The 14,437-nt window shown below is 72.4% G+C and carries 9 protein-coding genes; 1 reads left to right on the forward strand and 8 read right to left on the reverse strand.

Translation table 11 applies throughout. The features are described from left to right. Window positions 1–61: 61 nt before the first annotated feature. Window positions 62–1,969 carry a CRTAC1 family protein gene (locus AB0B63_RS09035; protein WP_357016124.1) on the reverse strand — a complete coding sequence of 636 codons (1,908 nt, stop codon included), beginning with the start codon at window positions 1,967–1,969 and terminating at the stop codon, window positions 62–64. 836 nt (window positions 1,970–2,805) lie between these two features. Here AB0B63_RS09035 and AB0B63_RS09040 point away from each other — a divergent pair. Further along, entirely contained in the window at window positions 2,806–3,591 is a 786-nt protein-coding gene (locus AB0B63_RS09040; protein ID WP_208566621.1) for an AraC family transcriptional regulator, read from the forward strand. A 345-nt stretch (window positions 3,592–3,936) separates the two neighbouring features. Here the strand turns inward: AB0B63_RS09040 and AB0B63_RS09045 are convergent, their stop codons facing one another. The 7 genes from AB0B63_RS09045 to AB0B63_RS09075 all read right to left on the reverse strand — a co-directional run bounded on the left by AB0B63_RS09045 (window position 3,937) and on the right by AB0B63_RS09075 (window position 14,369). Next, window positions 3,937–4,524, reverse strand: coding sequence for a copper resistance CopC family protein (locus tag AB0B63_RS09045; RefSeq protein ID WP_357016128.1), 588 nt, complete (start codon window positions 4,522–4,524; stop codon window positions 3,937–3,939). Then, window positions 4,521–5,102, reverse strand: coding sequence for a hypothetical protein (locus AB0B63_RS09050; protein ID WP_208566623.1), 582 nt, complete (start codon window positions 5,100–5,102; stop codon window positions 4,521–4,523). Before AB0B63_RS09050 ends, AB0B63_RS09045 begins: the two co-directional genes overlap by 4 nt. Window positions 5,103–5,241: 139 nt before the next feature. Further along, complete coding sequence (locus AB0B63_RS09055) at window positions 5,242–5,877, reverse strand: MerR family transcriptional regulator (protein WP_357016131.1); 636 nt, start codon at window positions 5,875–5,877, stop codon at window positions 5,242–5,244. A gap of 378 nt (window positions 5,878–6,255) precedes the next feature. Continuing rightward, a complete protein-coding gene (locus AB0B63_RS09060; RefSeq protein ID WP_357016134.1) occupies window positions 6,256–7,614 on the reverse strand; it encodes a cytochrome P450 in 1,359 nt (452 codons plus the stop codon). Next, entirely contained in the window at window positions 7,611–8,147 is a 537-nt protein-coding gene (locus tag AB0B63_RS09065) for a flavin reductase family protein (RefSeq protein ID WP_208566626.1), read from the reverse strand. The genes AB0B63_RS09060 and AB0B63_RS09065 overlap by 4 nt, the downstream gene beginning before the upstream one ends. Window positions 8,148–8,163: 16 nt before the next feature. Further along, window positions 8,164–8,607 (reverse strand): acyl-CoA thioesterase, encoded by a 444-nt coding sequence (locus AB0B63_RS09070; protein WP_208566627.1) that lies wholly within the window; start codon window positions 8,605–8,607, stop codon window positions 8,164–8,166. A 2-nt stretch (window positions 8,608–8,609) separates the two neighbouring features. Then, entirely contained in the window at window positions 8,610–14,369 is a 5,760-nt protein-coding gene (locus tag AB0B63_RS09075) for a type I polyketide synthase (protein ID WP_357016139.1), read from the reverse strand. Between the last annotated feature and the right edge of the window lie 68 nt (window positions 14,370–14,437).

A 14,437-nucleotide genomic window follows, 5' to 3' on the forward strand; every position in this document is an offset into this window, starting at 1 on the left:
CGGACCCCGCCCGGGACCGTACGCACCGCGGCGTCGGTCACGCCTTCCTGTCTGACGTCAGTCATCGGGTGATCTCCTGGGCGTCGGCGGTCAGCATCAGGTCGTGCCAACCGGAGGTGAGCGAGAGGGTCTGTTTGTGGGTCGCACCGGTCAGGTCACGCCAGCACACCTCGGCCGACACCGGGCGGTCCCCGGCGGAGCCCAGCCCGAAGAAGACGTCGAAGCTGCGCTTGCCCGAGTGCCCGCCGCCGCCGTCGAGCTGGGCGACCTGGGTGAGCCCGTCGGCGGTACGGATCTTGACCTGGGCGCCGTAGGCCGGCGTCCGGGCGTCGGCCGGGCCACCCACCGTCGGCCGGTGCAGGCGCAACCCGAGGAAGCCACCCGGGGACGCGGCGGTGTTGCGGTAGAACGCCGGCGGTCCCCACTGGCGGGCCACGGCGAAGTCCTGCGCCCCGTCGGCGTTGGTGTCGGCCACCGCCACGCCCCGGGTCGGGATGGGCACGTCGAGGCCAAGCTCGGCGTTGAGGTTGACGAACGTCTTGCCCTGCCGCACCCAGAACGCCAGCTTGTCGTTACCGGCGATGTCGTCGCCCGGCTCCGCCTTCGGCCACATCGCCGGGTTGCGCAGCATCAGGTCGTTGGACATCGCCAGCTCCTGGAGCCAGGCCCACCGGCTGGTGGTGCCCTTGACGAACCCGTCGGCCTGCACCACCTCCAGCGAACCGTTGTTGTCGAAGTCGGCCATCTTGGCGTCCCAGCCCCAGCCGGTCCAGGCCATGTTGAGCTTGGACGCCTTGTTGTCGTACGGCGCCACGCCGCGGGTGAGCTTGGCCCGCGCGTCCTGCGGACTGCCGGCGTTGTTCATCCAGACGAAGTTGCTCTCCTCCAGCCCCCAGGAGCTGGTGATGTTGCTGACGAACATGTCGAACCTGCCCCGGTTGTCGAGGTCACCGAAGTCGATCGACATGCCCTTGAAGGAGTCCTGACCGAGCACCATCGACTTCGGGGTGAACGCGCCCCGCCGGCCCTGCGTCTGGGCGAACCTGATCCGGCCCGGGGTCGAGACGTTGTGCAGCAGGTGGTCGTGGCCGAAGTCGTTGGCCAGGTACAGCTCGGGCAGCAGGTCACCGTCGATGTCGGCCGACGCCGCGCCGAGGGTCCAGCCGGTGGAGACCGGGCCGGGGACCGCCTTCTGCTCGACGTACCGCACCGAGGGCTGGTCACCACCGGTGGCCGCGTCCCAGCGCAGCACGTGCGCCCCGCCGGAGTTGCGGGCGTGCGACATGGAGGCGTTCATCTGGACGTTCGGCTGCCCGTCCGGATCGAGCACCTGGGTGTCGGGGAAGTAGTTGAACACGCCGATGTCCGGCCGGCCGTCGCCGTCGAAGTCGGCGACCGCCACCGCGTTGGTGTTCCACAGTGCACCCTGGTAGCGGTTGGCCGGACCGGGCTGGGTGGGAATCAGCTCGGTCGGCGCGTAGCTGCCCAGGCGCAGGTCGGTGGCGGCGGCCCGGTGCAGGAAGAGCACCGGCGTCCGACCCCAGTAGTAGACCAGCAGGTCGGTGCGGCCGTCGAGGTTGTAGTCGCCGGGCACACAGCCCATCGGAGCCATGGTGGTGTCGGTGGGCAGGGGCCGGGGATCGAGGACGAAGGGCTGGTAGCGGGCCCCGCTGTCCGGCGCCGGAGTCACCACGGCCGTGTCGCTACGGGTGTCGACCAGGCAGAGGTCGTCGGCCACCCCGTTACCGTCCAGGTCGTTGAGGGCGATCGCCGCCCCGACCGAGGACACCCAGGACTTGATGTGCTCGTACTCCGGATTGACCTCGCGGACCGTGCGGGTGGTCGGTGCGGGTGGCAGCGCGATCGGCAGCTCGGCGAACTGGAACCGTGCGGCCAGCTCCGACCGCTCGGCGGCGGACGCCTCCGGGCGCTGTGCCACGACGAAGAGAATGCTCAGCAGAACGAGCACAAAGGCTGCGGGAGTTGCGCGGCGAAGGAAGCCGGCAGATTGAGACGGCAACAGTCCCCCTACGTTTTAGTGGGCGCGTCGTTCGCCCGTTGACTGGTCACTCGGAAGTGCCACCGACCGGGGCGGGGATACTGATGATTACCACCCTCCGCGGCGGGGTGAATAACCAACGGATTAACCGCCCATCAGATGACTGGAGCCCTTTCGGGGGCCACGAACATCGTCAGCCAGAAGACCAATGGAGTCTTCTCAGAGCGTGCTCTCCCGCCGGCACGGACCGGACGGCCGGGGCCCGATCGTGCCATCACAGCGAGTCTCTCGCCGGTCGCGATGCGTCAAAGTTCTCTGACTTTGCTCTCCTGAACGCCCGCTTGACCGCGATGCGGCTGCCTCGATACACCCTGAAATATGGCTATTGCCGGTTTAATGCCTGCCGAATGGGAGCGTCTCCAGCCCACCCAGCAGATCGGACGAATCATCTCGCACCGCCCCCGGCCCGCCCGGTACACCCAGCCCAACAATGGCCGTACGCTGCGCGGACGACATCAGGGGCGGCCGGACGGATAGCGAGGATCTCCGCTGGCAAATACGGCCCGGATCGATAGCATGGCTATCCATCCCGCCGGCATCGGCGCTCATTGCCGCCTATCTTTGGTCGCGCTAGCATCAACACGGCCCCGACGGCCAAGGCAATTTCGACGGCCGCATCCGCGTTTATGCATTGATCGAGATTTAACGCTCCGTCAATCAGCCGGCATAGACACCGTAGGCACATAGTCGCCACAACTGTGCCCGGGGATGCCACCGACCGACGAATCGAACACCTGGGGGAGACCGTGGAAGACGTCATTGAACGGGCGGTGGAGCGGGCCATCGTCACGATGCGGGACAACATCGCCGAGCCGCTCACCATCGACGACATGGCTCGCGCCGCAATGTTCAGCAAGTTCCACTTCTCAAGGATCTTCCGCCGGGTCACCGGCGTCTCACCCGGACGCTTCCTCTCCGCCATCCGCCTCCAGGAGGCGAAGCACCTGCTCGTCTCCACCACCCTGAACGTCGCCGACATCAGCCTGCGGGTCGGCTACAACAGTGTCGGCACCTTCAGCTCACGCTTCACCCGCAGCGTCGGCATGTCCCCCACCGCCTACCGGCGCTACCGGGGCTTCAGCACGCGCATTCCGCAGGACGAGACCAGGGGCGGCTCGGCCGGACGCACCTCGACGGTACGGGGGACCGTCACCGGACCGGACGACGAGGACCTCGGTTTCGTCTTCGTCGGGCTCTTCCCCGACCCGCTGCCCGAGGGCCGACCCGTCCGCTGTGCGGTGCTCAACGGCGCGGGCGCGTTCGAGCTGGAGACGGTCCCCGAGGGACACTGGTACCTGCTCGTCCAGTCGGTACGTACCGACGGCTCCCCCACGGACGCCCACGACCTGGACCCCGAGGACATCTTCGTCGGCTCGCACGGACCGATCATCGTCCGGCGTGACCAGGCCGTACCCCCGATCGAGATGGGCCTCAAGCCGGCCCGGTCCATCGACCCGCCGGTGCTGCTCGCCCTGCTCGACATCCGCCGGATGGCGCTGGACCAGGTCGGCTACCGGGTCGAAGCGGCCTGACGGCGGGTCGGACCGCGAACCGACCGGAGCCAGCGGCGCATCCCACGAAAGGTGGGATGCGCCGCATCGCCGTGTCAGCCGGTCGGCCCGGGCCGGGCCGAGCCAGACCGGGCCGCGCCGCACAGGACCGGGCCGGGCCGCACAGGACCGGGCCGCGCCGGACGGGTCACGGTCGGCCGGGCACGGCCCGGCGGTTCGACCCCGGTCGCGCCGGGCCGGGACCACGGGCGGTCGAGGTGACCACCGGCCGGACCACACACGCCGGACCACAGGGTTCGAGGGGGCCCGCACGGTGGACCACCCGACGCCCGGGACCACCAGCGGGCCCGGACGCCAGGCGGCGGATCAGCGGTCCTGGGGCTCCTCCGGGTCGGACGCGACCCGGGGCCGGCGCAGCAGGAGCACCGACAGCGCGATCAGCAGCACCAGGTCCAGCACCAGCAGCAGACCGTCCAGGGGGTCGGTACCGACGTGCTGGTGTCCGGCCTCGGGCACGACGGCGGCCGGCGGCAGCAGCGGTGCGGCGCCGACGGCGAACACGCTGCGCCCGGTGCTCTGCCGACCGTCGGTGAGCCACACGTGGTAGGCGACGGTGTAGCTGCCCTGCGGCAGGGCCGGCACCGACACCACCAGGTCGCTGCCGTCGCGGCGGGAGGCACCGGTGGGCACCTGCGGGCCGTCCGCCGGCGTCAACGACACGTGCGCCTCGTTCGGATCCGGAGTTCCCGCCAGGCGCAGCCGCACCTCGGTCGGCCCGGTAAGCAACCGGCTGCCGTCCGCAGGCACCACGACGGCGGCGACCGTCTCGGCCGGTCCCGGCGGGTTCGGCGAGCGCAGCCACAGCGCGGTCACCACGGTCACCAGCACCACGGCGACGGCCGCCGCGCGCGGCCCGAAGCCACGGCGGCGGCCGTCCTGTCCGGCGGCGGTCATGCCGGCGTGAGCGCCCTGACCGAGCGGGGGGCGCAGGTGCAGGCCATCGTCGCCTGCTCGGCGGGGGTGGGTCGCAGGTGCAGGTACATCGCCACCACCATCGGCAGGAAGACGATCGTGTTGTAGAACAGGTGCAGCTCCACCCGGGCAAAGACCAGCTGCAGCACACTGGTCGGCACGGGACGGTCGAACAGGAAGTGCCCCGTCTGCGCCTGGAGCAGCAGCAACAGGTGCTCGATGTGGTGCCAGAACTGGATCGCCAGCGCCACCGTCCACCAGGTACGCGCGCGACCGACGAAACCGGGGCGCAGCAGGGCCAGCCCGATGAGCATCACGATGGCGTACCCGTAGTGCAGCCACTCCGAGGTGACCAGCCAGGGCACGGCCAGCCCGAGGACGCCCCGGGACTGCGGCACCGGCCAGCCCAGCACCCAGATCTGGAACGCCTGGACGAGGTGCTCGGCCCAGTGCGCCAGCACCACGACCATGTACAGGTTCAGCGCCGTGCGGTGGTAGGGGCCGTTGAGCCGGCCGAGCGGGCCCGATCGGGAAGGGCGGGGTACGGCTTGGTTGGACATGTCGGGTGGTCTCCCCCTCGGTCGACGGACACCGGCACCGCAGCGGGCCCGGGGACGGCAGCACGCCGCCTCTCCAGGCTGGGACCCGCGCGACCCGGTGTCGTCTTCCAACGTGCCGACGTTCCACTGTGGTGGACGGTCAGGCACCCGCCGCCCGGTCGGCGGAGGTCGCGCAGCAGTGCGCCAGGTGGCTCTCCTGCGCCATCCGGCGCATCGCCTCGAAGGCCACCTCGGACAGCACGTTCCAGACCGCCATGGCGGTGGCGGAGTGCGCCGACTCGTGCCCGAACTCGTGCGTCACGATCCGCGCCGCGCTCTCGGCGTGCTCACTGAACACGTCGATGTCGCAGTTGGCGTCGAGCCGCTGCAACGCGGTCAGCACGTGGGCGAGGGTGTCCCGACCGGGTGAGGCGGCGTCGACCTCCCAGCCGAGGCGGTCGATGAAGTCGTCGACCTGGACCCGGGCCGGGCCGACGTCCGGGGCGTCCTCCTCGGGCTGGTCCGGGAAGAGCGCCCAGATCGTGGCCCGGCACTGGGCGCCCAGCGAGAGCCCCTTGTCGTCGAGGGCGGCCAGCACCCGACGGACCGAGGACAGACTCAGCCGTCCGATGCCGGCCAGCACCCGGATCAGCTGGAGCCGGGCGAGATGCTCCTCGCCGTACTCCGCCTGGTTACGCGCGGTGGGTCGGCCCGGTGGGAGCAGCCGCTCCCGGATGTAGAACTTGATCGTCGGAAGTGGAACACCACTGATCCTGGCCAGATCTGAGATGCGCATCCGTCCCCCCAGGGTCCCGGTGACCACCGCCGGACGCCGCCAGCGGCGGGACTGCGCCGCCCGGCAGCGGCCGGTCCGAACGTATCGGCGGTGACGCCGCCGCGGACAGCGGGCGCCGGACAGCACGGCGGGTGACGGCCGTCGGCGCGTTCGCGATGACGGCGGTGCAGCCGCCCGTCGGTGCGACGGCGGCTCCTGGGACAGGGCGGGCACCTCGGGCCTCACCGGCCGGGGTGGTCGCCGCGCATCCGGGACTCATCGCACCTCCCCCAGCACGATGAGCAACCTGAGAGTTGCTCAGCGCAATAGTAACCAGTGTGGCCTGCGTGCCGGTTATTCGATGTTGCTGAACCGCACTTCGTGGCTGTGCCCCGAGGGTCACGTCAGGGCCTGCACCGTCATCGGCAGACCGCCCCGGATGCGCAGCGACAGCATGGGTTCGGGCACCACCCGGTGTCCGGCCGGGGTGTGCAGCCGCAACCGGCGGCTCACCATGGCCACCACGAAGACCGCCTCCATCAGACCGAGGTGGTTGCCGACGCAGAACCGGGGGCCCGCGCCGAACGGCACGTAGGCGTAGCGGGGCCGGCCGGCCGACACCGACGGCGAGAACCGCTCCGGGTCGAACCGGTCCGGCTCGTCCCAGTAGGCCCGGTGCCGGTGCAGGGTGTACGGGCAGATCAGCACGTCGGTGCCGGCGGGCACCGCGTAGCCGCCGACCTCGTCGGCCTCCTGCGCCCGCCGGGACAGCATCCACACCGGCGGGTACAGACGCATCGCCTCGCTGAGCACCATCGAGATGTACGTCAACCGGGGCAGGTCCTCGTAGGTCGGCGCCCGGTCGCCGAGCACCTCGAGCGCCTCGGCCCGTACCCGCTCCCAGACCTGCGGGTGCCGGTCGAGCAGGTGGAAGGTCCAGCCGAGGGTGCTGGCGGTGGTCTCGTGCCCGGCCAGCAGCAGGGTGGTCAGCTCGTCGCGCAGCCGCCGCCGGCCGACCGCGGGGTCGGTCTCCCGGCGGGTGGAGGCCAGCAACCGCGACAGCGCGTCGTCGTTGTCCTCGTGGCCGGGCCGGGCACGCCGCCGCTCCGCCAACTCGTCGACGATCTCCGCCAGCTCGCGGCGGGCCCGGCGGAAGCGCATCTGCTGCGGCAGCGGCACCCACATCGGCACCATGTTCATCGACGCCATCTCGAACATGGCCTGGTCCTGCATCGACTCGAAGGCCGCCCCCAGCGACCGGAAGCCGCTGAGGTCGGCGTCGAGCAGGGTACGCCCGAGCACCCCGAGGGTGAGCCCGGTCATCTCCCGCATCATGTCGACCGGCTCACCACCGGCGTACGTCTCCAGCCGGTCGACCAGGCGGCCGGCCTCCTCGGCGACGATCCCGGCCTGCTGGGCGATGCGGCGGGCCTGGAACACCGGTTGGATCACCCGACGCTGCTCCCGCCACAACTCGCCCTCACTGGTCAGCAGCCCGTCACCCAGGGCCCGCCGGGCGTGCATCAACCCGATGCCCTTGTGGTAGTTCTGACTGTTGTCGGCCAGTACGTGCTTGGCGTGGTCGGGGTGGTTGAAGAAGTGCAGCCCCCGCCCCGGGCCGAGGCGTACCGCGTCGCCGTAGGTCTCGGCGGCGGAGCGCATCAGGCCGAGCCGGTCGCGGCCCAGCTTCCACAGTGTGCCGAGCATCGCCACCCCGGTCGGGCCCCGGGGGACCACCCGGGGCGCGACCGTGGTCACCGGACCACCCCGCTCGGCATGGGGGTGATCTGCCGGAACCGCCCGTGCAGGAACAGCACCGCGTCCTCCTCGTGGAGTTTCTCGGCCGACAGCAACCGGCCGACGAAGATGGTGTGGTCGCCGCCCTCGTAGTCGCGCCACAGTGCGCACTCGAAGGAGGCCAGCGCGCCGGTGATCAGCGGCGCGCCGGTGAGCCGGCCCGGCCGCCAGTCGACGACGTCGAACTGGGCGGCGCCGAGCGGCCGGCGGCGGTCGGCGAAGTGCCGCGCCACGTGTTCCTGGTCGGCGGCGAGCACCGACACCGCGAAGCTGCCGGCGGCCACCAGGTGACGGTGCATGACCGCCTCCCGGTCCACGCAGACCAGCAGCAACGGTGGGTCCAGCGACACCGAGGTGAAGGCGTTCGCGGTCATCCCGTGCGGGGTGCGTCCCCCGACGGTGACCACCGTGACGCCGGTGGCGAAGGCGGCGAAGGCCCGCCGCAGCGCGGCCGGGTCGACCACCGCGTCGTCAGCGCCCGCAGAGATGTCCATCGTGGTCCCCTCGCCGTCACTGGGCCCGGACGGTGGCCGTGTAGGGCGCCAGCGCCCGGGTCAGCGCCTCCGGCACCCGGGTGGGCGCGGTCCGGTTGTTGGGCCCGCGCATGCAGGCCACCCGCTGCCGACCCCGGGCGACGAGCGTCTCGCCGCCGCCCGGGTCGAGGCGTACGTAGTCGAAGCTGAACTCCAGCTGGGTCTGCACCAGGTCGACCAGGCGCATCCGGATCGACAGCTCGTCGAAGGCGGTGATCTCGGCGAAGAACTCGCAGTCGACCTTCAGGGTGAACAGCTTCAGGTCGTCCTGGAGGTCGGCCAGCACGTCCGGGGCGTGCTGCTTGAGGAACATCTCCCGGCACCGTCCCTGCCAGCGCAGGTAGTTGACGTAGTAGACGTTGCCGACGATGTTGGTCTCCTCGAAACCGACCGTGTGCGGATACTCGAAGAACTTGTCCATGATCAACTCCACCCGTCGGTGAGCACGGTGAACACCACCGGTTGCGGGGTGTCCACCAGGCTCGTGGCGAACGTGGCGACACGCAGCGCACCCGAGGCCAGGACCACCCAGCCGTCGGGTCCGCCAGGCGTCAGGGTCAGCGGCGAATCCGCCGGCAGGCCGACCTTGCGCAGGCACTCCACCGCGCCCCACACCCGGGTCGACGCGGTGTGCGCGCTCTCCTCGCGGTCCCCGGCGATCAACGCGGCCAGACCGGCGTGGACGCCCAGCAGGCCCGCCCAGTCCGCCGCCGACCGCTCGGCCACCGGCTCGACGTCACAGCCGACCGTCCCGGTCGCCGCGACCGCGAGGGTGACCCCGGCACCGTGCGCCGCCGAGACACCGCGGTCACCGTCGACCTCCGGCCGGCCGTCCGGGCGGTAGCGCACCTCGTGCCGGGCGCCGAGGGCCCGGCCGACGGCGACGGCGGTCCGGTCCCGGCGGGGGGTGTCCGCCGCGCCGTCGGGTTCCACGGCGACCGCGACCCGGGCACCGAGCACGTCGCCCAGCCCCCGTTCCAGGTGCGAGCCGAGCAGCACCGGCAGCCACGGTCCCCGGCCGCCCCGGTGCCGGACCGCCTGCAACCGCAGGCCCTCCCAGCGTTCGACGACCGCCCCGGACTCGTCGCGCACCGCGATGTCGTAGACGTAGGTGTCGCCGTCGCGGCTGCGTTCGGTGGCGCAGCAGCGCACCGTGCCGGTGCCCGACATCCGTGCCCCGGCCGGCCAGATCCGCTCCACGCCCACCGGCAGCAGGGTGGCGTCGGGTACGCAGACCTGGTTGCCGTGCATGAACGCGTCCCGGGTGCCGGGGTCGCCGAGCAGCAGCTCGTCGGGGAGGAAGCCGGCGAACCAGGCGTCACCCCCACCGACGGCCACCTCGGCGTCCACGTCGCGGGCGGCGGCCCGGTGGAACCCGCGCAGCCGTTGGAACCGGCCACCCTGGAACAGCCACTCGCCGTAGAGGTCCCGCTCGGGTGCCAGCGGCACCTGCGGCAGGCCCGGGTCGGTGCGTCCGGGCGGGCCGTCGGGGACGGCGGTGTCGGTGAACCGCAGCCGGGCCCGGAAGTGGTCGGTGGCGTACCCGGTCTCGGCGCTGCGGATCGCCACCTGGACGACGGCGTCGTCGGTGACGGTGGCCGCCACCCGGATGACGGTGCTGCCGTCGGGCGGCACCACGATCGGCCGGGGGAACTCCACCTGCTCGACGACCGGCACCGTGGACCGGCCGGTGACCGCGACCGCCACCTGCGTCATCGCCTCCATCCCGAAGACCGCCGGGAAGAGCAGGTTGCCGTCGAGCAGGTGGTCGGCGAGGTAGCGGTCGGTGCCCGCGGTCAGCTCGACCTCACTGACCAGTTCGACACCCGGGTAGTACGCCAGCGGTTTGTCCACGAACCGCAGCAACGGCAGCGGCGGACGGTCGTAGCGCAGGGTGTCCATCCCCTCGGCCCGGCCGCTGACCACCACCACGGGCGGCACGTCCGGGTCGGCGAGCAGCCGCAGCAGCACCTCGACGCCCTGGTCGGGGCTGATCGGGACGACCCCCTCCCGGCTGAGCGACTCCACCACCGACAGCCGTTCACCCATCCCCACCCCGGACCAGACCGACCACTCGAGGCACAGCGCCCGGCACTGGGGGAACTGTCGTCCGGTCTCCTCGGTGAGGCCGGCCAGCCAGTCGTTGGCGGTGGCGTAGTGCGCCTCACCACGCAGGCCGGCCCGGCCGATGATGCTGCCGAAGGTGACCAGCAGGCGCAGCTGCCCGGGGTCGACCGCGGCGAGCACCGCCCGTAGGCCGTCCAGCTTGGGGGCGAAGGTCCGCCGGACCGCCGCCTGGTCTAGCGCGGTCAGCGCGGCCGGCTCGTTGCGTCCCGCGCCGTGCAGCACCGCGGTCACCGGACCCAACGCCGCCCGCACCTCGGCCACCGCGGCGGCGACCTGCCCGGCGTCGGTGACGTCGGCCCGGGTGTAGTGCAGGGTCACCCCACGGGCGGCCATCCGCCGCAGGTTGTCCGCCAGCTCGGTGTCCTCGGCCGGATCGGAGCGGCCGACCAGCCCCAGCCGGGCCCCGGTCTGCTCCGCCACCGCCAGGGCGCACTCGGCGGTGATGCCCTTGCCCCCACCGGTGACCAGCAGCACGTCGGAGTCGTCGAGGGCGGGCCGGGTCTGCGCGGCGCGTACCGGCAGGGCCCGCAGCACGGGCAGCTGGCGCGAACCCGCGTCGTCGTAGTGGCTCTCCTGGTAGCCGGTGGTGGCACCGACCTCGGCGACCACCCGCTCGACGGCCCCGGGTCCCGCCGGGGTGTCCACCACCGTCACCCGTAGCTGCGGCGCCTCCAGGCGCAACGTCTTGGCCACCCCGGTCGCGCCCCGACCCCGCTGCACCAGCACGAACCGGGTGCCGGCCGGCCCGGCCAGGGCCTGCTTCGCCCCGTCCAGGGCCAGCGCGAGGTGCTCCTCGGTGCACTCGGCCGGCAGGCACACCAGCACACCGGAGTCGACGGCGGCCCGTTCCAGGGCGTGCCGCAGCGGCGCGGCCAGCGGGTGACCGTCGGGGGCGAAGACCTGCCACCGACCGGGTGCGCCACCGCCCACCGGGGTCGGTGGTGCGGCCGGCTCCCGGTCGACGGTGAAGGCCCGGGTCCAGGTCGCCGCGCCGGTCACGGCGGGCGACCGGTCGTGGTCGCCGGCCTGGCCGGTCGCGGACAGTTCGTCGAGCGCCACGGCGAGTTCCGCGACGGTGGCGGTGGCGAAGTTCGTGGGGGCCTGGGCCGGCGGCACGTTCACCAACCGGGACGCCTCGTTGATGATCTGCCCGACGGTGATCGAGCTGAGGTGCAGGTCGTCGAGGAGCCGGCTCTCGCCGTGCACCATGGTCAGTGGCAGCTCGGCCCGCTCGGCGGCCAGCCGGCGCAGCATCTGCACCGTGGACTCGCCGTCGACCGGCCCGTCGGCGTCGGTCGGGGCGGGACGGTCCACCCGGGTCGCCTCCGGCAGGTCCACCAGCGGCGCCTGCTCGCAGGGGCTGGCGAAGAAGTGCTGCTCGGCCCCGATACGCAGCGGCCGACGCAGCCGGTCGTCGAACAGCGCCGGGTAGTCGTGCGCGGCACCCACCACGAACGCGGCGGCGGCCACCCGCAGCAGCCCGCGCAGCGACTCGTCGTCGGTGTCCAGGGCCACCGCCGGCACGTCGGTGATCGCCCCGGCCAGGCCGCTGAGGATGCGCCCCGGACCGACCTCCACGAACAGGTCGATGTCCTTGGCGGCCAACGCCACCGCCTGGGCGAACAGCACCGGGTCGGTGATCTGGCGGTGCAGCAGCCCCCGCAGGTCGGTCTCGGCGGCCAGGGTCTCGCCGGTCACGGTGGAGACCACCCGGCGGCGGACCGGGCCGAAGGACTCCCGGGTCAGGTGCCCGGCGAACGCGTCCGCCGCCGGTGCCACCAGCGGTGAGTGGAAGGCGTGCGAGACCCGCAGCAGGGACGCCCCGATCCCGGCGTCGGCGGCCAGGTCGAGGGCGGCCCGGACCGCGTCCTCGGTGCCGGCCACCACCGTCTGCTCCGGCCCGTTGTACCCGGCGATCACCACGGGCACGCCGGCCACCAGCGCGGAGACCCGCTCCGGCCCGGCGTTGACGCTGGCCATCACACCGGAGGAGCTGTGCTCGGTCATCGTCGCGCCCCGGGCGCGGGTCACCCGCAGCAGGGTCTCGTCGTCCATCGCGCCGGCCCAGTGCAGGGCGGACAACTCACCGAGGCTGTGCCCGACCGCGACGGTCGCGTCCAGACCCAGCAGGTCCAGGGCGGCCAGGCCGGCCCGGGACCCGGTGACGATGCGCGGCTGGGCCAGCGCGGTGGCCACCATGTCCCCGGTGACCGGCAGGTCGGCCCGGCGGAACACCTGGTCCACCTCGGTCAGCCGGCGGCGCAGTGCCCCGCCGCTGGTCCCGCGGCCGGCACCCTGACCGGGGAAGAGGTAACCGATGCGGCCGGCGCCGCCGACGTGGCCGAGGAAGCTGCGCCCGTCGCCGTCGACCAGCCGGGTCTCGCCGGAGTCGAGCAACTCGCACAGCCGCCGCAGCCGCTGCTGCGCGTCGGTGGGCGAGGAAACCACCACCGCCGCCCGGTACGGCCGGTCGGCCAACTGGTCGTGCAGGGTGGCCGCCACGTCGGCGAGCTGCCCCTGGGCCAGGGTCGGCACGTGCTCGAGCAGTTCCCCCAGCCGGTCGCGCAGCTCGTCCCGCGAGGACCCGTCGACCAGGAACAGCTCCACGTCCTGCACGGAGGTGGCGAGGCGGGCCGTCCGGGTGTCGAAGGCGACCCGACGGGCCGTCCCGGCCCGCTCCAGCACCACATGGGTGTTGATGCCGCCGAACCCCATCGCGGTGATGCCGGCACGCACCGGCTGACCGTCCGGCCACGGTTCGGCCGCCCGCAGCACCCGCAGCGTCGCGTCGTCGCGGGTGAGCAGCTCGTGCGGGTCGACGCAGCCGAGCGCGGGCGGCAGCACCTGGTGGTGCACGGCCAGCGCCGCCTTGATCAGGCCGGCCACCCCGGCAGCCGCCTTGGTGTGCCCGATCATGCCCTTGATCGAAGTGATCACGGCGGGCGGGGCGGTCGGGTCGGCCTGCCGGCGGGCCTCCGACAGGGCGGTCAACTCGGTGGCGTCCCCGACCGCCGTACCGGTGCCGTGCCCCTCGAACAGCGGCACCGACTCGATGCCGAACCCGGCCCGCTCGTACGCCCGGCGCAGGGCGAGCTGGTAGCCGTTGACCTCGGGACGGGTGATGCCGCCCTTACCGTCGGAGGAGATGCCCCAGCCGGCGATGGTGGCGTAGCTGCGGTGGCCGGCGGCGAGCGCGTCGGCCTCCCGCATCAACACCACCATCCCGCACCCCTCCCCCGGCCAGAAACCGTTGGAGTGCCGGTCGTAGACCCGCATCTCGTCGCGGGCCAACGCGCCGGTCTTGGCGAAACCGACGATCTCGAACGGGTCGATCGACAGGTCCACCCCGCCGGCCACCGCGACGTCGAGGTCGCCGTCGAGCAGGGCCCGGCAGGCGGTGGCGACCGACAGCAGCGACGAGGAACAGGCGCCGTCGACGGTGTACCCGCCGCCGTTGAGGTCGAAGTAGTTGCAGATCCGGCCGGCGATGGTGTTGGACAGGCCACCGGCGAGGGTGTCCTCGTCGATCTCCGGGAAGGGCGCCTTGTAGCGCTGCTCCAACCCGTCGAGGAAGGTCGCCAACCGGTCGTCGTCCCAGCCCTGCTGCTGGAGCGCGGTGGCGACGGTACGACGGACGAACGGCCAGCGCAGCCGCATGACGTTGGCGCGGGCGAACTCACCGGTAAGGGTGTTGCCCACGACCACACCGGTGCGGTCGCGGGGCAGCCCCTCCCCCAGCGGGAAGCCGGCGTCGCCCAACGCCTTGGTGGCCATGTCCAGGGCGAGCCAGTGGGTCAGGTCGGTGGAGCGGTAGGTGCTACCGGCGATCTTGTAGGCGAGCCGGTCGAACTCGTACCCCTCGATGACGGCGGCGGTGCGGGCGTAGAACCGGTCCGGGGCGCTCGGGTCCGCGTCCCAGTAGTCCGCCAACCGCATGCGGACGTCGGGCAGCGCGCGGAAGGCCCGGCGACCGGCGAGGGCGTTCTCCCACAGTTCTCGGGGCGAGGTGGCGTCCGGGTATCGGCACGCCATGCCAACGATGGCGATCCTGGTCATGCGGGCACGATCTCCTTACCGTTCGGGTCGCCACGGGCGTGGCGAGGCGCCTGCCGAGTCGTGGGCAG

The organism is Micromonospora sp. NPDC049081, from assembly GCF_040648835.1.
GTDB classification, from domain to species: Bacteria; Actinomycetota; Actinomycetes; order Mycobacteriales; family Micromonosporaceae; genus Micromonospora; species Micromonospora antibiotica.

What these genes read in the sequence shown, in the direction of transcription:
- AB0B63_RS09045 (WP_357016128.1), bottom strand. Translation starts at nt 4,524, where the DNA reads ATGACCGCCGCCGGACAGGACGGCCGCCGCCGTGGCTTCGGGCCGCGC.
- AB0B63_RS09050 (WP_208566623.1), bottom strand. Translation starts at nt 5,102, where the DNA reads ATGTCCAACCAAGCCGTACCCCGCCCTTCCCGATCGGGCCCGCTCGGC.
- AB0B63_RS09055 (WP_357016131.1), bottom strand. Translation starts at nt 5,877, where the DNA reads ATGCGCATCTCAGATCTGGCCAGGATCAGTGGTGTTCCACTTCCGACG.
- AB0B63_RS09065 (WP_208566626.1), bottom strand. Translation starts at nt 8,147, where the DNA reads ATGGACATCTCTGCGGGCGCTGACGACGCGGTGGTCGACCCGGCCGCG.
- AB0B63_RS09070 (WP_208566627.1), bottom strand. Translation starts at nt 8,607, where the DNA reads ATGGACAAGTTCTTCGAGTATCCGCACACGGTCGGTTTCGAGGAGACC.
- AB0B63_RS09075 (WP_357016139.1), bottom strand. Translation starts at nt 14,369, where the DNA reads ATGACCAGGATCGCCATCGTTGGCATGGCGTGCCGATACCCGGACGCC.